Raw genomic sequence first — 20,415 nt, forward strand, 5'->3', positions numbered from 1 at the left:
CTATGAACACTACAAGAACGATAGAAACCAGAATCCCCCCCCGTTCGACCCCGGATGCTGCCGTGGTACTCGCAAACTTCCGATTCCCTGATACAAAATTAAGCAGTATCGAACGCACTGAATGGAAGGAAATACTATTCGACTCAATAATTACTGAGTACGATGCACGACGACTTTATTGGCATTTAAAGACCAAATACCCGACTTACTTTCCGTCACTAGTTGGAGTACTAAACCCTTGGCTTAGGGACGAAATTGACCATGCCTATGGTTTTGCTCTGATCTATTCATCATTCACAGGCATCTCCCTTGATCAAGTTACTCTGGAGGCCGAAATTAGAAACCCAGATTTCAGTGCAATCGACTCAATAACCGATGACACATTCAAACTTCTCATTATGCTGGCCTACGACGAAATTATTACCACACATGTTTACCACCGCAGCATAGAGAAGTACGATAAATTCGAATCTCCACAACTTTCGAACTGGATCAGAAAAACAAAAAAAGATGAAATCAATCACTTCTTCTCTTTTATCGAAAAAGCCAAAAAATCATTCCCCGAGAGGATTAATGAAACCGCTTCAATCCTGGAAGAAATCTTTGCTATAGACTTCGAAAAACCAAACTACTCTGGAACCTTTGTTCTAGACCACAACACGCCAGATTTCCCTATTCAAAAACAAGAAATCAGAGATTCCATAATCCCCACCATCATAAAAAAAATAAACTCATAAACCGGGCTACAGGAGAAAAAATGAACCCATCTTTCCTAAAAAAAAGACACTGGAGCTCAAGAGAACTTTTCAATGAAATATCCAGTAGCGAATGGACAAACCCTGGAATTGACTTAAAGTACAAGGATTTCTTTATGTCAGACTTATTCTCCGAGTATGACGCCATCAATCTTTATCATAACTTACACCAACAGAGAGCAGGATTCTCGCCATACTTCGTCCAGTATCTCGACCTGTGGTTTGCAGATGAAAAAAATCATTCCGACGGTTTTTTTGAGCTTATTCGCCTTTTATTTGGCTCAACCGAGGAAGAGCTGATAGATCAACTAAAAACAAGAACCGGGAATTTCGACCAACTACAAGAAATATTTACAAGCGAATTCAACCTACTACTTCTATTGGCTTACGACGAATACACGTCAGTCAAAACATATAAAAAAGACACATTCTACAATGAATTCGGGCACAACAACTTCAACACATGGATTAAAAATCTGATTGCGGACGAGGCCATACACTTCGGGAATGCAATAAAAATACTAAAACACAAACATTCCTCAAAACTACATAAAGCCGAAGACATACTCCACAGCATTGCCAAGCTTGAAAACATGCCCTATCAGAACACATTTCTTTTTGATCACGACGGCCCTCACTTTTTGCTAAAACCAAGCGAACTCGGAGACCCTGTAGTAAATGACATTTTATCCATACTAGCTAAAGGTTAAAAATGAAAAACCACTACTACATGGCTGCCTCCTTAGTATTGATGATTTTCGGTGAGATACTAACGATTTATAGCGAAGTATACGCCTCCAAGCTTCCCGACCGTTCACTGGAAACCCCTTTAATATTTGTAAAACCTATCTTCCTTATCAGCCTTGCTGGTATAAGCCTAGTCTTTGCGTACTGGCTAGGATATCAAGCAACCGGAAACATCTGGGTAGTAACTGTTGCTTCCTTGACGCTCCTTCTTATTCTTGAACCAATTGTAATATACGCAATGCTAAAGGAGTTACCCGAAAGAGGCGCTCTAATTGGTTTCATCTTAGGAGCAACTGGTTTGATCGCCACCGTCACACTTTAACCACCATCAGGAAAAGCCATGTCAAACAAAGAAAAAATAATGAGTTGCACTATTTGCGGCTATGAATATGATCCCGCTCTGGGCGATCCTGAGAATGGGATACCACCAGGCACGCCTTGGGACGATCTGCCCGAAGATTGGTTATGCCCAGATTGTCAGATGCCAAAAGAAGATTTTGAATAAGAAAACCCATTGTGAAATTCGCTTCATTTATTAGCACGACACCACCCTTAAAGCTTTATGAATAGCTGAAATTATTATCTTCAGACACTCGAAAGCAAACCTGCCAACACTCTTAAATAACAACCAACAATTGCATGGAGCGACTATCCGTACAAAAAACCTCGTAAATCATGCAACAAGTTTCTTTAGTCAAATCTCATGCACAGTGTTGCGTCACCCGATACCGACCTGATTACGCCCATTGTGTTTCGCCAGATACAGCCCCTTGTCCGCCGCCAGGATCAGTTCCCGGCAGTTGCTGCCCGCTGTCGGCGTGACAGTGGCCAGCCCGATGCTGATGGTCAGGCTCGAGCCTTCGGTTGGCGAATTGTGCGGGATCTTCAAGGCTTCCACGGTCATGCGCAGTTTTTCCGCCACCAGCCGCGCCCCGCCCTGGGACGTATTGGGCAGCACCAGGGCGAACTCTTCGCCGCCGTAACGCGCCGGCAGGTCCGACGGTCGGGCGCTCGCATCACGGATCGCCGCAGCAACCTTGCGCAGGGCTTCATCGCCTTCCAGGTGGCCGAAACTGTCGTTGTAGGTTTTGAAGTAATCCACGTCGATCATCAGCAACGACAACTGGCTCTGCTCACGCAGCGAACGCCGCCATTCAAGTTCCATGTACTCATCGAAATGCCGACGGTTCGACAGCCCTGTCAGGCCATCGGAGTTCATCAGGCGTTGCAGCACCAGGTTGGTGTCGAGCAACTGCTGCTGGCTGACCCGCAACGCACGGTAAGCCGCATCCCGTTGCAACAGGGTCATGTAGGAGCGCGAGTGATAGCGAATGCGCGCCACCAGTTCGATGTTGTCCGGCAGCTTGACCAGATAATCGTTGGCCCCGGCGGCGAACGCTGCGCTCTTGATCAGCGGGTCTTCCTTGGTAGACAGGACGATGATCGGAATGTCCTTGGTCGCCGGATGATTGCGGTATTCACGCACCAGGCTGAGGCCGTCCAGGCCAGGCATGACCAGATCCTGCAGGATCACCGTAGGCTTGATGCGCACCGCATGGGCGATGGCCTGGTGCGGGTCGGCGCAGAAGTGGAAATCGATGTTTTCTTCGTTCGACAAACCGCGCCTTACCGCCTCGCCGATCATCGCCTGATCGTCCACCAACAACACCATGGCGGCATTTTCGTCAGTCTTGAAGTCGTCGAGCTGTAATTCATTCATGTGCGTTCACCTGAATACTGCCTGGGCCAGGACTGCTGCTATAGGTAATCATTTTGGAAAAATCTCCAGCAATCGCGGCGCGATCTTTTCCAGCGGGCGTATTTCCACGGCGGCATCGATGGCCGCGGCCGCCTTCGGCATGCCGTACACCGCACTGCTGTTTTGGTCTTGTGCGATGGTCAGGTACCCCTGCTGGCGCATGAGTTTAAGCCCCTGCGCGCCATCACGCCCCATGCCGGTAAGCAAAACGCCGACCGCGTCACCGTTCCAGTAACTGGCCACACTCTCGAAAAACACGTCGATAGAGGGTCGGTAGATTTCATTGACCGGTTCGGCGGTGTAGGCCAGCGTGCCGTTTTTCAGCAAGCGGATATGGTGATTGGTGCCGGCCAGCAGCACCGTGCCGCTTTGTGGCGCCTCGCCTTCCTGCGCCAGGCGCACGTTGAGCCCGCTGGCGCTGCCGAGCCATTCGGCCATGCCGGCGGCGAATACCTGGTCAACGTGCTGCACCAGCACGATGGCCGGGGAAAAATTCCTCGGCAGCCCCTTGAGCAGGACCTCCAGCGCCGCTGGGCCGCCGGCGGACGAACCAATGGCAATAAGGCTCTGACGCGAACCGGAACTGCGCAGCGGGCTCGGCACCAATCGCTCGCGGTTACCCTTTTCGCCGATCAGCCAGCCGATGTTCATGATTTTACGCAGTAACGGCGCTGCCGCTTCCTGGGCGTTGCCGGCACCGATGGCCGGGGTGTCGACCACGTCCAGGGCGCCATGGCCCATGGCTTCGAACACCCGATGAACGTTCTGCTGGCGATCCACGGTGACGATGACAATGGCGCACGGCGTTTCAGCCATGATCCGGCGGGTGGCCTCCACCCCGTCCATCACCGGCATGATCAAGTCCATCAGGATCAGGTCCGGTGTCTGTTCGGCGCACATCCGCACGGCTTCCTTGCCGTTGCCGGCCACCCAGATCACCTGGTGCGCCGGCTCGAAGGCCAGGGCCCGGCGCAGCGCCTCCACGGCCAAGGGCATGTCGTTGACGATTGCGATCTTCATGCCCGCGCTCCTCCTATGAGCTCAACCACTGCGTCAAGCAGGGCGTCATCATGAAAACTGGCTTTGGCTAGATAATAGTCGGCCCCGGCATCCAGTCCACGACGGCGATCCTCTTCACGATCCTTGTAGGACACCACCATCACCGGCAACGATTGCAGGCGATTGTCCCGACGCAACAACGACACCAGTTCGATGCCGTCCATGCGCGGCATGTCGATATCGGTAATCAGCAGGTCGAAATCCTCCGAACGCAATGCGTTCCAGCCATCCATGCCGTCCACCGCCACCGCGACGTCGTAGCCGCGATTGAGCAGCAATTTGCGTTGCAGTTCGCGCACGGTGAGCGAGTCGTCGACCACCAGAATCCGCTTGCGCGCGGTTTCTGTCGCCTGGTTGCCGTGACGGGCGATACGTTCCAGACGCCCGGTGTTGAGCAGTTTGTCCACCGACCGCAGCATGTCCTCGACGTCGACGATCAACACCACCGAGCCGTCGTCGAGCAAGGCCCCGGCGGAAATGTCCTGAACCTTGCCCAAGCGCTCATCCAGCGGCAACACCACCAGCGTGCGCTCGCCGATGAAGCGCTCGACCGCTACGCCGTAAATGGCGTCGCGCTCGCGAATGACCACAACTTTGAGGGTCTGTTGACCGCCCTGGCTCGCGGGCCGTTGCAACAACTGGCTGGCGGCGACCAGGCCGACGTGCCGGCCTTCATGCCAGAAATGCTGGCGGCCCTCGACCTGGACAATGTCCGTCGGCTCCAGATCGCACATGCGTTCGATATGCGCCAGCGGGAAGGCATAGGCTTCGTCACCGACTTCCACCACCAGGCTGCGCACCACCGACAGGGTCAACGGTACTTCCAGGTGAAAACGACTGCCCTCGCCCGCCGTCTGCTCCAGCACCACCGCACCGCGCAACTGGCGGACCATGTGCTGCACGGCGTCCAGGCCGACGCCACGGCCGGAGACTTCGGTGACGGTGTCGCGCAGGCTGAAACCCGGCAGGAACAGGAACGTCAGCAGCTCTTCTTCACTCAACTGCGCAGCGGTTTCGGCCGGGGATAACTGGCGTTCGATGATGCTGCGACGGACCTTTTCCAGATCGACGCCGTTGCCGTCATCACTGAGTTCCAGCACCAGCAATCCGGCCTGATGGGAAGCGCGCAGGCGGATCAGGCCTTCTTCCGGCTTGCCGGCCAACAGCCGTTGCTCGGGCGTTTCGATTCCGTGGTCCACGGCATTGCGCAACAAGTGCGTCAGTGGCGCCTCGAGTTTTTCCAGCACGTCGCGGTCGACCTGGGTTTTCTCGCCTTCGATCTCCAGCCGCACCTGCTTGCCAAGGCTGCGGCCCAAGTCTCGAACCATTCGCACTTGCCCGGTCAGCACATCCGCGAACGGCCGCATGCGACAGGCCAGCGCCGTGTCGTAAAGCACCTGTGCACGCTGGCTGGCCTGCCAGGCGAACTCATCCAGCTCGGCGTTTTTTTCCGACAGCAATTGCTGGGATTCCGCCAGCAATCGACGAGCATCTTCGAGGGCTTCCCTGGCTTCGAGGCTCAGGGCCTGTTCCTTGAGATGGACATTGAGGTTTTCCAGTGCTCGCAGGCTGTTGCTCTGCATGCGTTTGAGGCGCTGCATGGTGGCCAGGTGCGGTTTGAGCCGCAGGGTTTCCACCAGGGATTTACTCGACAGATCGAGCAAGCTGTTCAGGCGCTCGGCGGTCACCCGCAGCACGCGCTCGCCGCTTTCGGTGGTGCGCTTGGTCTTTTTCGGCGCGGGTGACGCTTCAATCAGCGGTTCCGGGACTTCAACCCTGGCCACGGGTGCTTCGAACTGAAGCTCGGCCATTACTGGATCAGCCGCGGCCTTGACCGGTACAGCGGCAGCGGCCGGATCGAGCAAGTGCGCCATCAACGCGACATAGGCGTCGATCTCCGCAGGCACCGGCGCATTCGCCGGGGTGGCGATGCGCATCAGCAGATCAGTGCCTTGCAGCAACGCATCGATATGTTCGGGGCGCAAGTACAGCCGCCCTTCCTGGGCGCTGACCAGGCAATCTTCCATGACGTGCGCAACGCTGACCCCGGCATCGACGCCGACAATGCGCGCAGCCCCCTTGAGCGAGTGCGCTGCGCGCATGCACGATTCAAGCTGATCGGCCAGGGTCGGATCACGCTCCAGCGCCAACAGACCTGCGCTCAGTACCTGGGTCTGGGCCTCGGCTTCCAGGCTGAACAGTTCCAGCAAAGAGGCGTCGCGCATTTGCTCGGGGGTCATGTGAGGCTCCGGGTCACGGCGGACAACAGCTGCTCTTCATCCAGCCATCGCAGGCTGCGACCTTTGAATTGCAACACGCCTTGCGTGTACTTGGCATTGGCCTGGTTGCCGGATTTCGACGCGGCCTCGAGCAGGCGCTCGTCGATGGCGTGAATCCCGTCCACCTCGTCCACCGGCACCACCACCGGCCCACCGTGGGCGGCGATGATCAGCATGCGCGGCATGACCCGCGCGCCCGTCGCCACGCTGCTGGCGCCGTCGAGCCCCAGCAACTCGACCAACGACAGGCACGCCACCAGTGCACCGCGTACGTTCGCCACGCCGAGCAAGGCCCGCGAGCGCTGGTGTGGCAAGGAGTGAATGGCTTGCATCGGTGCCACTTCCACCAGGCTGCGCGTCGCCAGCCCCAGCCATTCTTCGCCGAGACGGAACATCAACAGCGAGCGGGTTTTCACTTCGCTTTGCAGCGTACCGGGTGCGTGTTCACGGTCTTCCTGCTGCAACGCGTAGCGATCCAGCAAGCGTGTCGCCGCCGCCGAATACACCGCGCAGTTGCGGCAATGTATGTGTTCGGTCAGCAGCGGGCAGGATTTGTCGCCGTGGATCCCGATGCGGTTCCAGCAATCATCGATGGCCTGGGCATCTTCATGGGTGACGCTAAAGGTGTCGGAGGCGATCATCGTTTACGCTCACTGTCAGCGGCGCGCTCGCTGCGGGCGGCGCGTTCCTGCAATCGTCTGGCTCCCGCCGTATCGCCCTGGGATTGCAGCAAGGCGGCCAGGTGCATCAATGCGTCGGGATGTTGCGGTTCAAGGTACAACGCCTTGCGGTAATACCCTTGGGCTTCCAGAACACTGCCGGCGACATCGCTGAGCAAACCCAGCCAGTAAAACACCTGGGCCACCGGTTCGTGGCTGCGCAGGTAACGGTCACACGCGGCACGCGCCTCGGCACTTTTACCTTCATTGGCCAGCGCGGCAATGTTCGCCAGCAACTGGGCCGCGTCGGCGTTGCCCGGTTTCACCGCTTGCGCAGGGCGTGCAACGCTGGTGAATGGACGCTTGCTGAGCGCTGGCGGCGACACATTGCGCAGCGGTTGCGGCACCGGCAAGGGCGTGGGGACGAACGCTGGCGACGGTACAGGTTCCGCCACGCTATGACGGCTGAAGGCGAAGGACTGCGGGATGCCGATCGAACGCATGCCCAAACGCCCCAGCAGACTGCCTTCGGCCGGGCCGATAAACAGCACGCCGTCAACATGGGTCAGGCGCTTGAGCACTTCGAACACCTGTTTTTGCGTGAGCAGATCGAAATAGATCAGCAGGTTGCGGCAGAACACAAAATCATAGGCCGGCTCGTTGGCCAGCAAAGCCGGATCGAGCAGGTTGCCCACCTGCAGGCGTACTTGATCGAGCACGCGCGGGCTGAGCCGATAGCTTTCGTTTTCGGCGGTGAAATGCCGGTCGCGAAAGGCGATGTCCTGGCCGCGAAACGAGTTCTTGCCGTACAACGCGCGCCGGGCCTTCTCCACCGACAGCGGGCTGACATCCATGCCTTCGACCTTGAACTGGTGCGGCTGGAACCCGGCATCCAGCAGCGTCATGGCAATCGAGTAAGGCTCTTCACCCGTGGAGCACGGCAGGCTGAGAATCCGCAAGGCGCGCATGTTGTTGATCTCGGCCAAGCGTCTGCTCGCCAGTTTCGCCAGGGTGGCGAAAGATTCCGGGTAACGGAAAAACCAGGTTTCGGGGACGATCACCGCCTCGATCAACGCTTGTTGCTCGTCCCTTGATCCTTGCAGCGTGCGCCAGTATTCGTCGGCCGACAGCGCCTGCGACGCCACGCTGCGTTGACGCACTGCACGCTCGATGATCGCCGGGCCGACCGATGTTACGTCGAGGCCGATGCGCTCCTTGAGGAAATCGAAAAAACGCTGGTCGCTGCTCATGGCCGGTCCTCAAGCAGCGTCAGGTCCATGGGAGGCGTGGGAAACAGCAGCGCCCGCACAGGCTCATCCAGTAGATCGGCGACCCGCACCCATTGCAGCAGGCCTTGCGCATCTTCGCGCACCGGCCCCAGGTACGGCGCCTGGGCATTATCCAGGCCATAGGGCTGAAAATCCGCCGGGTTGCAACGCAAGGTGTCGGTGGCCTGTTCCAGAATCAACCCGAGTATTTGCGCCTGAGCGCTTTTATCCGCTCGGTAATGCACCAGCACCAGCCGCGTACTGGTGCGCACCTGCGCAGCAGTACCGAAGGTCAGCGCGCTGAGGTCGATCACCGGCACCACCGCACCGCGATAGGCAAACACCCCGGCGACCCAGAGCGGCGCGTGGGCAATGGGTTTCAATGGCAGGCGCGGCAGCACTTCCACCACTTCGATGGCCTGCAAGGCATAGCGCTCACTGCCGATGCGAAACACCAGGAACAACGCGTGCAACGCCTGCTTCACGCCAGTGCGTTTGGCCGTGAGTTCGCTCATCAGACTTTGAATCGCGAGACGCCGCTGCGCAGCCCGACGGCCACCTGGCTCAGTTCGTCGATGGCGAAACTGGCCTGGCGCAGGGATTCGACGGTCTGGCTGCTGGCATCGCCCAATTGCACCAGCGCATGGTTGATCTGTTCGGCCCCGGTGGCCTGGGCCTGCATGCCCTCGTTGACCATCAACACCCGCGGCGCGAGCGCCTGCACCTGATGGATGATCTGCGACAGTTGCTCGCCGACCTGCTGCACTTCGGACATGCCGCGGCGCACTTCTTCGGAGAACTTGTCCATGCCCATCACGCCGGCCGATACCGCCGATTGAATCTCGCGCACCATTTGTTCGATGTCGTAGGTGGCGACAGCGGTCTGGTCGGCCAGGCGGCGCACTTCGGTGGCTACCACGGCGAAACCGCGACCGTACTCACCGGCCTTTTCGGCCTCGATGGCGGCGTTGAGCGACAACAGGTTGGTCTGGTCGGCGACCTTGACGATGGTGACCACCACCTGATTGATGTTGCCGGCCTTCTCATTGAGGATCGCCAGTTTGGCGTTGACCAGGTCCGCCGCGCCCATCACCGAGTGCATGGTTTCTTCCATGCGCGCCAGCCCTTGCTGACCGGAACCGGCGGCGACCGATGCCTGATCGGCAGCGGTGGACACTTCGGTCATGGTGCGCACCAGATCACGGGAAGTCGCCGCAATTTCACGAGACGTCGCGCCGATTTCAGTGGTGGTAGCCGCCGTTTCAGTGGCGGTGGCCTGTTGCTGCTTGGAGGTGGCGGCGATTTCGGTGACCGATGTGGTGACCTGCACCGACGAGCGCTGGGCCTGGGATACCAGCGAGGTGAGCTCGGTCATCATGTCGTTGAAGCCGGTTTCCACCGCGCCGAATTCGTCCTTGCGCTCCAGATTCAGACGGCTGCTGAGGTCGCCGGTGCGCATGATTTCGAGGATCTGCACGATGCGGTTCATTGGCGCCATGATGGCGCGCATCAGCAACAGGCCACAAAAGGCGGCGGCCAGCACCGCGATCACCAGGGAAATGCCCATGATGACCTTGGCGGTGAGCACCGCATCATCGATGGCCGCGATGTCGGCGTCCGCCACGGCCTTGTTATGCCGCAGAATGTCACTGACCTTCATGCGACCCGCTGTCCAGGTCGGGGTCAGTTCAGCCTTGAACATGCTGATGGCCTCGGCGTTCTGGTTGCGCTTATGCAACTCGATCACGGCGGCCAGAATCCGGTGGTAGTCCTCATGGATTTTTTCGAAGGCTGCGTACTCGAGCTTGTCTTCTTCGTCGGTAATCGTTTTGCGGTAGAGCTCCATCTGCTCTGTCAAACGCGTAGCGTAACCCTTGAAGCTGGCCGCCTCCTCTGCCGAGAAGTCCTGCCCTTGCTCGAGGCCGAGCATGGCCTGAACGTGTACATAGCTGTCGGACCACGCGCCACGAATCATGGAGCTGTAATAAAGCCCCGGCAAAGCGTCCTCACGCACGCTGGCCTCGTTGCTTTCGATCTTCAGCAGCCGGGAGTACGAGACGACCACCATCAGCAACATGATGGCGATGATTACCGCAAAGCTCGCCAAAATGCGTTGGCGCAACGTCCAGTTCTTCACAGTCAGTCCTCGGGGGTATTTCGAAATGCGGGGAGTATAGCCGAGGGCGCTGTTTCATTTATAAGACGGTTGCGCGCCACTTCGCATCCCGCGCAAAAAACGGGGACGGGCTCTGGGTAGGGACTCTCCGTTAATTGCGGGGTGGGGTGTTAGGGGTGATTCGGTAGAAAGGGACCGTGGAATGGACATTGAGCGATTGCCTTGCGCCAGATCATTCCCACGTTCGGCGTGGGAATGATCAAAGATCGCCGCTGCGATCTTTCCAGGGCCTACATCGAGGCCTGGCGAACCTGCTTCTCCAGCTCGACCTTCAAACCCGGCTCAAGCTTGAGCTGACGCGCCAGCTCATCGAGGTAGGACTTCTCCATGAAGCTTTCCTCGTCCACCAGCATCACACTGGCGATGTACATCTCGGCTGCCATTTCCGGGGTGCTGGCGGCGCGGGCGACGTCGCTGGGGTCCAGCGGTTTGTTGAGTTCGGCGTGCAGCCAGTGTTGCAGTTCCTGATCGTTGTCGAGTTTGGTGAACTCGCCTTCAATCAGCTCGCGCTCCCGGGCGTCGATGTGCCCATCAGCCTTGGCCGCCGCTACCAGCGCCTTGAGAATCGCCTGGCTGTGCTGTTCGACTTGTGCCGGCGGCAAGCGATCAAGGGTCTGCGGCTCGGTCTTCGGTGCCGTGCCTTGCTGGGCCTGCCAATTGCCATAGGCCTTGTAGGCAATCACGCCCAACGCCGCGAGGCCGCCATAAACTGCCACTTTGCCGCCGACCTTGCGCGCCTTCTTGTTGCCCAACAACAGGCCCATGGCCCCGGCGGCCAAGGCACCACCGCCGGCACCGGAAAGCAGACTGCCGAGGCCGCCCGAGCCGCCGCTACCGCCGAGCAACCCGCCCAGAGCACCACCGGACGACGGTTTCTGCGACCCGCCCGCCTTGTTCTGCAACATGTCCTGGCCGGACTTGAGGAGTTGGTCGAGCAATCCACGGGTGTTCATTTTTTGCCTCCACTAAAAGGTTTAACCGAACCTTGAGGCCACCAGCCTAGATCGAAAGTGCCCGCGGCCTGGCGGCGAGAGTGCTTCCAGATGTTGCTCGAAGTCATCCTGCCTTTCGTAAAAATGGATATACACTCGAACCCATCTAAAAAAACCGCCCACCGGTATTTCTTCATGATGACCTTGCGTCAAATCCGTCATTTCATCGCCGTGGCCGAGACGGGCTCGATCTCCGCTGCCGCGCAAACCGCGTTCATTTCCCAATCGACGCTGACGCTGGCGATCCAGCAACTGGAAGAAGAGATCGGCGTCAGCCTGTTCAATCGCCACGCCAAGGGCATGACCTTGACCCACCAGGGACATCAGTTCCTGCGTCAGGCGCACTTGATTCTGGCCACCGTCGACAATGCCAAACGCAGCCTGCAACAGAGCACCGATCAGGTGGCCGGGCAGTTGATCATCGGGGTGACCAGTCTGGTGGCCGGTTATTACCTGGCGGATTTGCTGACAAGATTCCAGCGCGCTTACCCCAACGTCGAGATTCGCGTGATGGAAGACGAGCGCCCGTATATCGAGCATTTGCTGGTCAGCGGCGAGATCGATGTCGGCGTGCTGATCCTCTCCAACCTCGAAGACCGTCACGCCTTGCAGACCGAGGTGCTGACCCACTCGCCCCACCGGCTGTGGCTGCCAGCCCAGCATCCGCTGCTGGAACACGACAGCATCAACCTCGCCGACGTGACCCGCGAGCCGCTGATTCAGCTGAATGTCGATGAAATGGACCGCAACGCCCAGCGCATGTGGACGGCGGCCTCGTTGCAACCGCGCATTACATTGCGGACCGCCTCGACCGAAGCGGTGCGAAGCCTGGTGGCCGCAGGCTTGGGCGTGTCGATCCAGCCAGACATGACCTATCGCCCGTGGTCGCTGGAAGGCGACATCATTGAAGCGCGGCCCATTGCCGACCTGAGCCAGACCCTCGATGTCGGCCTCGCATGGCGTCGCGGGACGGCGCGCCCGGCGCTGGTCGACCCGTTTCTCACCGTCGCGCGGGAGCAACCCCACGGCGGACGCAAGCCATCTATTTAATCGAACGCCACCTTCAGTATTTAGTATTTGTCGACCTCGGGGCTGCGCACTAGTCTTGCTGCATCTATATAAGACGGCCGGCCCCAGTCACAGGGAGCAGCATGGCCACACAAGAAAAGAGAACCCGAAAAATGGCTGGCGCGCAGACCCCGTTGTTCACCGCATTGTTGATCGATGGTGAATTAGTCGCCGGGCAAGGCTGTGCCGAACCCATCATCAATCCGGCCACTGGCGAAATCCTGACGCAGATCGCCGAAGCCAGCACCGAACAAGTCGAAGCCGCCATCCTCGCCGCCCACCGCGCCTTTGCCGGTTGGTCGCGGACCACGCCACAACAGCGCTCTGCCCTGCTGTTGGACATCGCCAACGTCATCGAAAAAAACGCCGACCTTCTCGCCCGTCTCGAGGCGCTGAATTGCGGCAAGCCGCTGCACCTGGCCCGTCAGGACGACTTGAGCGCCACGGTCGACGTGTTCCGTTTTTTCGCCGGGGCCGTGCGTTGCCAGACCGGACAACTCAGCGGCGAGTACCTGCCGGGCTACACCAGCATGGTGCGGCGCGATCCTATCGGTGTCGTAGCGTCTATCGCGCCGTGGAATTACCCGATCATGATGGCCGCGTGGAAAATCGCCCCGGCCCTGGCCGCCGGCAACACGCTGGTGTTCAAGCCATCGGAGCACACGCCACTGTCGATCCTGGCCCTGGCGCCAGCGCTGGCCGACCTCCTGCCGCGCGGCGTGATCAATATTGTTTGCGGTGGCGGTGAAGGGGTTGGCAGCCATTTGGTCAGCCATCCCAAAATCCGTATGGTGTCGCTGACCGGCGATATCGTCACCGGGCAGAAAATTCTTCAAGCCGCGGCCAAAACCCTCAAGCGCACTCACCTCGAACTCGGCGGCAAGGCCCCGGTGATCGTCTGCAACGATGCGGATATTCAGGCGGTGGTCGAAGGCGTGCGCACCTACGGCTATTACAACGCCGGCCAGGATTGCACCGCCGCGTGCCGGGTTTATGCACAGGCCGGGATTCACGACCGTTTGGTGGCCGAACTCGGCGCCGCCGTCAGCAGCCTGCGCTTCGCCGGCAAACGTGACGCCGACAATGAAATCGGCCCGCTGATCAGCACCCGCCAGCGTGACCGCGTGGCCAGTTTTGTCGAACGCGCCCTCGGCCAGCCGCACATCGAACGAGTGACCGGTGCCGCCGTACATTCCGGGGCCGGATTCTTTTACCAGCCGACGTTGCTGGCCGGTTGCAAACAGAGCGATGAAATCGTCCAGCGCGAAGTGTTCGGCCCGGTGGTCACCGTGACCCGCTTCGATGAACTCGAACAAGCGGTGGATTGGGCCAACGACTCGGAATACGGCCTGGCGTCCTCGGTGTGGACGCAAAACCTCGACAAGGCGATGCAGGTCGCCGCGCGATTGCAGTACGGCTGCACCTGGATCAACAGCCATTTCATGCTGGTCAGCGAAATGCCCCATGGCGGCCTCAAGCGCTCGGGTTACGGCAAAGACCTGTCCAGCGATTCGCTCCAGGACTACAGCGTGGTGCGGCACATCATGGCGCGCCACGGACAGCATTTATAAAAGAGCACTACGCTAACAATTAGCCGTGAAGGCATTGATGTAGAAACGTTGGAACAAAGCGGTTCCCTCGTGGGAGCTGGCTTGCCAGCGATGGCGTCCATCAGGACACCGCAAGGTTTGAGGGACTCATCGCCGGCAAGCCGGCTCCTGCAGGATCTTGTTTCGACGTTGAAAACCACGTTCAAAACTGCCCCGACCATAATTTAAAGAAGAGGGAAATCCCATGTTCGTGCACAAGACCGCACTGCTCAGTGCAATCACCACAGCGCTGCTGGCCAGTGCCAGTGTCCAGGCCGCCGAGCCGCTGAAAGCTGTCGGGGCGGGCGAAGGCCAATTGGATATTGTGGCGTGGCCCGGCTACATCGAACGTGGCGAAAGCGACAAGGCCTACGACTGGGTCACCGGTTTCGAGAAGGAAACAGGCTGCAAGGTCAATGTGAAAACGGCGGCCACTTCCGATGAAATGGTCAGCTTGATGGCCAAGGGTGGTTACGACCTGGTGACCGCGTCCGGTGACGCCTCGCTGCGGCTGATCGGCGGCAAGCGTGTGCAGCCGATCAACACCGCGCTGATCCCGAACTGGAAAAACCTCGACCCGCGCCTCAAGGATGCGCCGTGGTACGTGGTCAACAACCAGACCTATGGCACCCCGTATCAGTGGGGGCCGAACGTGCTGATGTACAACACCAACGTGTTCAAGACCGCGCCTACCTCCTGGGGCGTACTGTTCGATGCGCAAAACCTGCCGGACGGCAAGCCGAACAAGGGCCGTGTGCAAGCCTATGACGGCCCGATCTACATCGCGGACGCGGCGTTGTATCTCAAGTCTGCCAAGCCGGAGCTGGGCATCCAGAACCCCTACGAACTGACCGAAGCGCAATACAAGGCCGTGCTCGACCTGTTGCGCGCCCAGCAACCGTTGATCCATCGCTACTGGCACGACACCACCGTGCAGATGAGTGACTTCAAAAACGAAGGTGTGGTCGCGTCCGGCGCCTGGCCGTATCAGGTCAACGGCCTGGTCAACGAGAAACAGCCGATCGCCTCGACCATCCCGAAAGAAGGCGCCACCGGTTGGGCCGACACCACCATGCTGCACGCCGAAGCCAAGCACCCGAACTGCGCCTATAAGTGGATGGACTGGTCGCTGCAACCGAAAGTCCAGGGCGACGTAGCCGCGTGGTTCGGTTCGCTGCCAGCGGTGCCGGCGGCGTGCCAGGGCAGTGAATTGCTCGGTGCTGAAGGCTGCAAGACCAACGGTTTCGACCAGTTCGACAAGATCGCCTTCTGGAAAACCCCGCAGGCTGAAGGCGGCAAATTCGTGCCGTACAGCCGCTGGACCCAGGACTACATCGCGATCATGGGCGGTCGCTAACACACCGCTCACCTGTGGCGAGGGAGCTTGCTCCCGCTGGGTGGCGAAGCCACCCCAAAACCAGTCAATGCGGTCTGCCAGGTAAACCGCATCAGCCCTTTTTGGGAGAGCTTCGCTCTCCAGCGGGAGCAAGCTCCCTCGCCACAACTGCACTTTGAGTCAGATTTTTCAGAAGTCCAGGCGGGGCCGCTGCGACGGCCCTCGCCTTTTTGGAGCACCGCACCATGACGCTTGCAGTCCAGTTCACCAACGTTTCCCGTTTATTCGGCGAAGTGAAAGCCGTAGACCGGGTTTCCATCGACATCCAGGACGGCGAGTTTTTTTCCATGCTGGGGCCTTCCGGCTCGGGCAAAACCACCTGTTTGCGCCTGATCGCCGGTTTTGAACAACCGAGCGCAGGCTCGATCCGCATTCATGGCGAAGAGGCCGCCGGCCTGCCGCCCTATCAGCGTGACGTGAACACCGTGTTCCAGGATTACGCGCTGTTCCCGCACATGAACGTTCGCGACAACGTTGCCTACGGCCTGAAAGTCAAAGGCGTCGGCAAGGCCGAACGCCTCAAGCGCGCCGCCGAAGCCCTCGAAATGGTCGCCCTTGGCGGCTATGGCGAGCGTAAACCGGTGCAACTCTCCGGCGGTCAGCGTCAGCGTGTGGCACTTGCCCGTGCACTGGTCAATCGCCCGCGCGTGCTGCTGCTCGACGAGCCGCTTGGCGCGCTGGATTTGAAACTGCGCGAGCAAATGCAAGGCGAGCTGAAAAAGCTGCAACGCCAGCTCGGCATCACCTTCATTTTTGTCACCCACGACCAGACCGAAGCGCTGTCGATGTCCGACCGGGTAGCGGTGTTCAACAAGGGCCGCATCGAACAGGTCGACTCGCCGCGCAACCTCTATATGAAACCGGCGACCACCTTCGTCGCAGAATTCGTCGGCACCTCCAACGTGATTCGTGGCGATCTGGCCAGGCAATTGAGCGGCAACCCTCAGCCGTTTTCGATTCGCCCGGAACACGTGCGTTTCGCCGAGGGGCCGCTGGCCAGCCATGAGATCGAAGTCAGTGGTCTGCTGCACGACATCCAGTACCAGGGCAGCGCCACTCGCTATGAGTTGAAACTGGAAAACGGCCAGACCCTGAACATCAGCCAGGCCAACAATCAGTGGATCGACAGCAGCGCGCAACACCAGACCGGGCAACGCCTCAGCGCACGCTGGGCGCGGGAAGCCATGGTGCAGTTGCACGACACCGTTGTCGGCGGGGTGTGAGATGAGCACCTTGGCCATGTCTCAAACCACGGCGGGGGGCTCGCCGCTGCGCAGGTTTTCCAACCTGTTGTACCGCCGGCCGAACCTGTACCTGTCGATGCTCCTGGTGCCGCCATTGCTGTGGTTCGGCGCGATCTATCTGGGCTCGTTGCTGACCTTGTTGTGGCAAGGTTTCTACACCTTCGACGACTTCACCATGGCGGTCACCCCCGACCTGACCCTGGCCAACTTCGCCGCGCTGTTCCAGCCTTCGAACTTCGACATCATCCTGCGCACCCTGAGCATGGCCATCGTCGTGTCCATCGCCAGCGCCATTGTCGCGTTTCCGATTGCCTACTACATGGCGCGCTACACCACCGGTAAGACCAAGGCGTTTTTCTACATCGCGGTGATGATGCCGATGTGGGCCAGTTACATCGTCAAGGCCTACGCCTGGACCTTGCTGTTGGCCAAGGGCGGCGTGGCGCAGTGGTTCGTGCAGCATCTGGGGCTGGAGCCGCTGTTGCAGTTCGTGCTGGGCATTCCGGGCGTTGGCGGCAGCACCTTGTCGACCTCGCACCTGGGGCGTTTCATGGTGTTCGTCTACATCTGGCTGCCGTTCATGATCCTGCCGATCCAGGCGTCGCTGGAACGCCTGCCGCCATCGCTGCTGCAAGCGTCTGCCGACCTCGGCGCCAAGCCGCGCCAGACGTTCATGCAAGTGATTCTGCCGCTGTCGATTCCGGGGATTGCCGCCGGGTCGATCTTCACGTTCTCGCTGACCCTGGGCGACTTCATCGTGCCGCAACTGGTCGGCCCGCCGGGCTACTTCGTTGGCAGCATGGTTTATGCCCAACAAGGTGCGATCGGCAACATGCCGATGGCGGCCGCGTTCACCCTGGTGCCAATCGTGCTGATCGCCATCTACCTGTCCATCGTCAAACGCCTGGGGGCCTTCGATGCACTCTGAGAAAGCTTCTGTAGGCCTGAAAATCGCGGCCTGGGGCGGATTGGTGTTTCTGCACTTCCCGATCCTGATCATCTTCCTGTACGCCTTCAACACCGAAGATGCGGCGTTCAGCTTTCCGCCCAAGGGCTTCACCCTGAAGTGGATCGGTGTCGCGTTCTCGCGACCCGACGTACTGGAAGCGATCAAGCTGTCGTTGCAGATCGCTGCGATTGCCACGCTGATTGCCATGGTGCTCGGCACGCTGGCGTCGGCGGCGCTTTATCGCCGGGATTTCTTCGGCAAGCAGGGCATCTCGCTGATGCTGATCCTGCCGATCGCGCTGCCGGGGATCATCACCGGGATCGCGCTGCTGGCGACCTTCAAGACACTGGGCATCGAACCGGGGATGTTCACCATCATCGTCGGCCACGCGACCTTCTGTGTGGTGATCGTCTACAACAACGTCATCGCCCGATTGCGCCGCACCTCGCACAGTCTGATCGAAGCCTCGATGGACCTCGGCGCCGACGGCTGGCAGACCTTCCGCTACATCGTCCTGCCGAACCTCGGCTCGGCGTTGCTGGCCGGCGGCATGCTCGCGTTCGCCCTGTCGTTCGATGAAATCATCGTCACCACCTTCACCGCCGGCCATGAACGCACCTTGCCGCTGTGGCTGCTCAACCAGCTCAGCCGCCCACGGGACGTACCGGTGACCAACGTCGTCGCCATGCTGGTGATGATGGTGACCATGCTGCCGATTCTTGGCGCTTATTACCTGACCCGGGGTGGTGAGAGCGTGGCGGGGAGTGGCGGAAAATAACCGAATAACCACTGTCGGAACCGAATCTTGTGGGAGCCGGCTTGCTGGCGATTGCGGTAGATCAGCCAACATCTTTGTTGAGCCTGATGGCCCCATCGCTGGCAAGCCAGCTCCTGCAAGGGACTGGTTTCCACAGAGAACAACAATAGTTTCGAAGAGGACAATGCCATGCAAACCAAGCTCCTGATCAACGGCCAACTGCTCGACGGCGAAGGCCCCGCCCAACCCGTGTTCAACCCGGCGCTGGGCCGGGTGCTGGTGGAAATCAACGAAGCCAGCGAAGCCCAGGTCGATGCCGCCGTGCGCGCCGCCGACGCCGCGTTCGACAGTTGGTCGCAGACCCCGCCGAAAGATCGCTCGCTGTTGCTGCTCAAGCTCGCCGACGCCATCGAGGCTCACGGCGAAGAGCTGGCCAAGCTGGAATCGGACAACTGCGGCAAACCCTACAGCGCCGCGCTGAACGACGAGATCCCGGCAATTGCCGACGTGTTCCGTTTCTTCGCCGGTGCCAGCCGTTGCATGAGCGGTTCGGCCGGCGGCGAATACCTGCCCGGCCACACGTCGATGATCCGCCGCGACCCGGTGGGCGTGATCGCTTCCATCGCACCGTGGAACTACCCGCTGATGATGGTCGCCTGGAAAATCGCCCCAGCCCTCGCCGCTGGCAACACCGTGGTGCTCAAGCCGTCGGAACAAACCCCGCTGACCGCCCTGCGCCTGGCGCAATTGGCGTCGGAAATCTTCCCGGCCGGCGTGCTCAACCTGGTGTTCGGTCGTGGCCCTACGGTCGGCAGCCCATTGGTCACTCATTCGAAAGTGCGCATGGTGTCGCTGACCGGCTCAATCGCCACCGGTTCGAACATCATTTCCAGCACCGCCGACACCGTCAAACGCATGCACATGGAACTGGGCGGCAAGGCCCCGGTGATCATCTTCGACGACGCCGACATCGACGCCGCCGTCGAAGGCATCCGCACCTTCGGCTTCTACAACGCCGGCCAGGACTGCACCGCCGCCTGCCGCATCTATGCGCAGGAAGGCATCTACGACAAGTTCGTCGAGAAGCTCGGCGCGGCGGTCAGCAGCATCAAGTACGGTTTGCAGGATGATCCCTCCACCGAGCTTGGCCCACTGATCACCGCGCAACACCGCGACCGCGTGGCCGGTTTCGTCGAGCGCGCCGTGGCGCAGCCGCACATTCGCCTGATCACTGGCGGCAAGGCTGTCGAGGGCAATGGTTTCTTCTTTGAGCCAACGGTGTTGGCCGACGCACAGCAGGATGACGAAATCGTCCGCCGCGAGGTGTTCGGGCCAGTGGTGTCGGTGACCAAATTTACTGATGAAGCGCAGGTATTGGGCTGGGCCAACGATTCGGACTACGGCCTCGCTTCATCCGTATGGACCGCCGACGTCGGCCGCGCGCATCGCCTGTCGGCGCGCTTGCAGTACGGTTGCACCTGGGTCAACACGCACTTCATGCTCGTCAGCGAAATGCCTCACGGCGGTCAGAAACTGTCCGGTTATGGGAAGGACATGTCGATGTACGGGCTGGAGGATTACACCGTGGTGCGGCATGTGATGTTCAAACATTAAAAGCATCGCCAGCAAGCCGGCTCCTGCAGTCTGGAATGCTTTTCCCTGTGGGAGCCAGCCTGCTGGGGATGCTTGGAAAGCAGACTTGGCGCCGCGAGCGCCTG

19 protein-coding genes are annotated in these 20,415 nt (G+C 59.5%); 11 read left to right on the forward strand and 8 right to left on the reverse strand.

Annotation, left to right across the window (positions count from 1 at the left end; all coding sequences use genetic code 11):
- Positions 1-2: 2 nt before the first annotated feature.
- Genes KHO07_RS23225 through KHO07_RS23240 form a run of 4 tightly spaced genes read left to right on the forward strand, consistent with a single transcriptional unit; the run spans position 3 to position 2,007 of the window.
- Entirely contained in the window at positions 3-737 is a 735-nt protein-coding gene (locus tag KHO07_RS23225) for a ferritin-like domain-containing protein (RefSeq protein WP_212625648.1), read from the forward strand.
- 20 nt (positions 738-757) lie between these two features.
- On the forward strand, positions 758-1,465 hold the full coding sequence (locus KHO07_RS23230) for a hypothetical protein (protein WP_244858244.1): 708 nt from the start codon (positions 758-760) through the stop codon (positions 1,463-1,465).
- A gap of 20 nt (positions 1,466-1,485) precedes the next feature.
- Positions 1,486-1,824: a hypothetical protein gene (locus KHO07_RS23235; RefSeq protein ID WP_212627680.1), complete on the forward strand. Its 339-nt coding sequence runs from the start codon at positions 1,486-1,488 to the stop codon at positions 1,822-1,824.
- Between the two features lie 18 nt (positions 1,825-1,842).
- Positions 1,843-2,007, forward strand: a complete 165-nt coding sequence (locus KHO07_RS23240) for a rubredoxin (protein WP_212625649.1) — start codon at positions 1,843-1,845, stop codon at positions 2,005-2,007.
- Between the two features lie 213 nt (positions 2,008-2,220).
- On the opposite strand, the gene KHO07_RS23245 is transcribed toward KHO07_RS23240, so the two are convergent.
- From KHO07_RS23245 to KHO07_RS23280, 8 genes are all read right to left on the reverse strand, one after another.
- On the reverse strand, positions 2,221-3,222 hold the full coding sequence (locus KHO07_RS23245; RefSeq protein WP_150732065.1) for a PleD family two-component system response regulator: 1,002 nt from the start codon (positions 3,220-3,222) through the stop codon (positions 2,221-2,223).
- Between the two features lie 48 nt (positions 3,223-3,270).
- Entirely contained in the window at positions 3,271-4,281 is a 1,011-nt protein-coding gene (locus tag KHO07_RS23250; protein ID WP_150732064.1) for a chemotaxis response regulator protein-glutamate methylesterase, read from the reverse strand.
- Positions 4,278-6,560 (reverse strand): hybrid sensor histidine kinase/response regulator, encoded by a 2,283-nt coding sequence (locus KHO07_RS23255; protein WP_212625650.1) that lies wholly within the window; start codon positions 6,558-6,560, stop codon positions 4,278-4,280. The genes KHO07_RS23250 and KHO07_RS23255 overlap by 4 nt, the downstream gene beginning before the upstream one ends.
- Entirely contained in the window at positions 6,557-7,240 is a 684-nt protein-coding gene (locus KHO07_RS23260; RefSeq protein ID WP_212625651.1) for a chemotaxis protein CheW, read from the reverse strand. Before KHO07_RS23260 ends, KHO07_RS23255 begins: the two co-directional genes overlap by 4 nt.
- Complete coding sequence (locus tag KHO07_RS23265; protein WP_212625652.1) at positions 7,237-8,508, reverse strand: protein-glutamate O-methyltransferase CheR; 1,272 nt, start codon at positions 8,506-8,508, stop codon at positions 7,237-7,239. The genes KHO07_RS23260 and KHO07_RS23265 overlap by 4 nt, the downstream gene beginning before the upstream one ends.
- A complete protein-coding gene (locus tag KHO07_RS23270) occupies positions 8,505-9,041 on the reverse strand; it encodes a chemotaxis protein CheW (RefSeq protein WP_212625653.1) in 537 nt (178 codons plus the stop codon). Before KHO07_RS23270 ends, KHO07_RS23265 begins: the two co-directional genes overlap by 4 nt.
- On the reverse strand, positions 9,041-10,663 hold the full coding sequence (locus KHO07_RS23275) for a methyl-accepting chemotaxis protein (RefSeq protein WP_212625654.1): 1,623 nt from the start codon (positions 10,661-10,663) through the stop codon (positions 9,041-9,043). The genes KHO07_RS23270 and KHO07_RS23275 overlap by 1 nt, the downstream gene beginning before the upstream one ends.
- A 269-nt stretch (positions 10,664-10,932) precedes the next feature.
- Complete coding sequence (locus KHO07_RS23280) at positions 10,933-11,655, reverse strand: tellurite resistance TerB family protein (RefSeq protein WP_212625655.1); 723 nt, start codon at positions 11,653-11,655, stop codon at positions 10,933-10,935.
- A gap of 174 nt (positions 11,656-11,829) precedes the next feature.
- On the opposite strand from KHO07_RS23280, the gene KHO07_RS23285 reads away from it, so the two are divergent.
- The 7 genes from KHO07_RS23285 (at position 11,830) to KHO07_RS23315 (ending at position 20,311) form a co-directional block, all read left to right on the forward strand.
- Positions 11,830-12,744: a LysR family transcriptional regulator gene (locus tag KHO07_RS23285; protein WP_056856294.1), complete on the forward strand. Its 915-nt coding sequence runs from the start codon at positions 11,830-11,832 to the stop codon at positions 12,742-12,744.
- 101 nt (positions 12,745-12,845) lie between these two features.
- On the forward strand, positions 12,846-14,333 hold the full coding sequence (locus tag KHO07_RS23290) for a gamma-aminobutyraldehyde dehydrogenase (RefSeq protein ID WP_212625656.1): 1,488 nt from the start codon (positions 12,846-12,848) through the stop codon (positions 14,331-14,333).
- 223 nt (positions 14,334-14,556) lie between these two features.
- A complete protein-coding gene (gene ydcS, locus KHO07_RS23295) occupies positions 14,557-15,708 on the forward strand; it encodes a putative ABC transporter substrate-binding protein YdcS (RefSeq protein ID WP_150732057.1) in 1,152 nt (383 codons plus the stop codon).
- A 224-nt stretch (positions 15,709-15,932) separates the two neighbouring features.
- Positions 15,933-16,970, forward strand: a complete 1,038-nt coding sequence (locus KHO07_RS23300; RefSeq protein WP_212625657.1) for an ABC transporter ATP-binding protein — start codon at positions 15,933-15,935, stop codon at positions 16,968-16,970.
- Between the two features lies 1 nt (position 16,971).
- On the forward strand, positions 16,972-17,919 hold the full coding sequence (locus KHO07_RS23305) for an ABC transporter permease (RefSeq protein ID WP_150732055.1): 948 nt from the start codon (positions 16,972-16,974) through the stop codon (positions 17,917-17,919).
- Positions 17,909-18,718: an ABC transporter permease gene (locus tag KHO07_RS23310; protein ID WP_075946692.1), complete on the forward strand. Its 810-nt coding sequence runs from the start codon at positions 17,909-17,911 to the stop codon at positions 18,716-18,718. The genes KHO07_RS23305 and KHO07_RS23310 overlap by 11 nt, the downstream gene beginning before the upstream one ends.
- 168 nt (positions 18,719-18,886) lie before the next feature.
- Positions 18,887-20,311 (forward strand): gamma-aminobutyraldehyde dehydrogenase, encoded by a 1,425-nt coding sequence (locus tag KHO07_RS23315; protein WP_150732054.1) that lies wholly within the window; start codon positions 18,887-18,889, stop codon positions 20,309-20,311.
- Positions 20,312-20,415: the final 104 nt, after the last annotated feature.

This window comes from Pseudomonas sp. PP3, from assembly GCF_905336995.1.
GTDB classification, from domain to species: Bacteria; Pseudomonadota; Gammaproteobacteria; order Pseudomonadales; family Pseudomonadaceae; genus Aquipseudomonas; species Aquipseudomonas reinekei.

Bases quoted from the DNA above. Each gene is read 5' to 3' on its own strand.
- KHO07_RS23255 (WP_212625650.1), bottom strand. From the start codon at position 6,560: ATGACCCCCGAGCAAATGCGCGACGCCTCTTTGCTGGAACTGTTCAGC.
- KHO07_RS23305 (WP_150732055.1), top strand. From the start codon at position 16,972: ATGAGCACCTTGGCCATGTCTCAAACCACGGCGGGGGGCTCGCCGCTG.
- KHO07_RS23290 (WP_212625656.1), top strand. From the start codon at position 12,846: ATGGCCACACAAGAAAAGAGAACCCGAAAAATGGCTGGCGCGCAGACC.
- KHO07_RS23265 (WP_212625652.1), bottom strand. From the start codon at position 8,508: ATGAGCAGCGACCAGCGTTTTTTCGATTTCCTCAAGGAGCGCATCGGC.
- KHO07_RS23225 (WP_212625648.1), top strand. From the start codon at position 3: ATGAACACTACAAGAACGATAGAAACCAGAATCCCCCCCCGTTCGACC.
- KHO07_RS23280 (WP_212625655.1), bottom strand. From the start codon at position 11,655: ATGAACACCCGTGGATTGCTCGACCAACTCCTCAAGTCCGGCCAGGAC.
- KHO07_RS23315 (WP_150732054.1), top strand. From the start codon at position 18,887: ATGCAAACCAAGCTCCTGATCAACGGCCAACTGCTCGACGGCGAAGGC.
- KHO07_RS23285 (WP_056856294.1), top strand. From the start codon at position 11,830: ATGATGACCTTGCGTCAAATCCGTCATTTCATCGCCGTGGCCGAGACG.
- KHO07_RS23250 (WP_150732064.1), bottom strand. From the start codon at position 4,281: ATGAAGATCGCAATCGTCAACGACATGCCCTTGGCCGTGGAGGCGCTG.
- KHO07_RS23300 (WP_212625657.1), top strand. From the start codon at position 15,933: ATGACGCTTGCAGTCCAGTTCACCAACGTTTCCCGTTTATTCGGCGAA.
- ydcS (WP_150732057.1), top strand. From the start codon at position 14,557: ATGTTCGTGCACAAGACCGCACTGCTCAGTGCAATCACCACAGCGCTG.
- KHO07_RS23310 (WP_075946692.1), top strand. From the start codon at position 17,909: ATGCACTCTGAGAAAGCTTCTGTAGGCCTGAAAATCGCGGCCTGGGGC.
- KHO07_RS23235 (WP_212627680.1), top strand. From the start codon at position 1,486: ATGGCTGCCTCCTTAGTATTGATGATTTTCGGTGAGATACTAACGATT.
- KHO07_RS23245 (WP_150732065.1), bottom strand. From the start codon at position 3,222: ATGAATGAATTACAGCTCGACGACTTCAAGACTGACGAAAATGCCGCC.
- KHO07_RS23260 (WP_212625651.1), bottom strand. From the start codon at position 7,240: ATGATCGCCTCCGACACCTTTAGCGTCACCCATGAAGATGCCCAGGCC.
- KHO07_RS23240 (WP_212625649.1), top strand. From the start codon at position 1,843: ATGTCAAACAAAGAAAAAATAATGAGTTGCACTATTTGCGGCTATGAA.
- KHO07_RS23230 (WP_244858244.1), top strand. From the start codon at position 758: ATGAACCCATCTTTCCTAAAAAAAAGACACTGGAGCTCAAGAGAACTT.
- KHO07_RS23270 (WP_212625653.1), bottom strand. From the start codon at position 9,041: ATGAGCGAACTCACGGCCAAACGCACTGGCGTGAAGCAGGCGTTGCAC.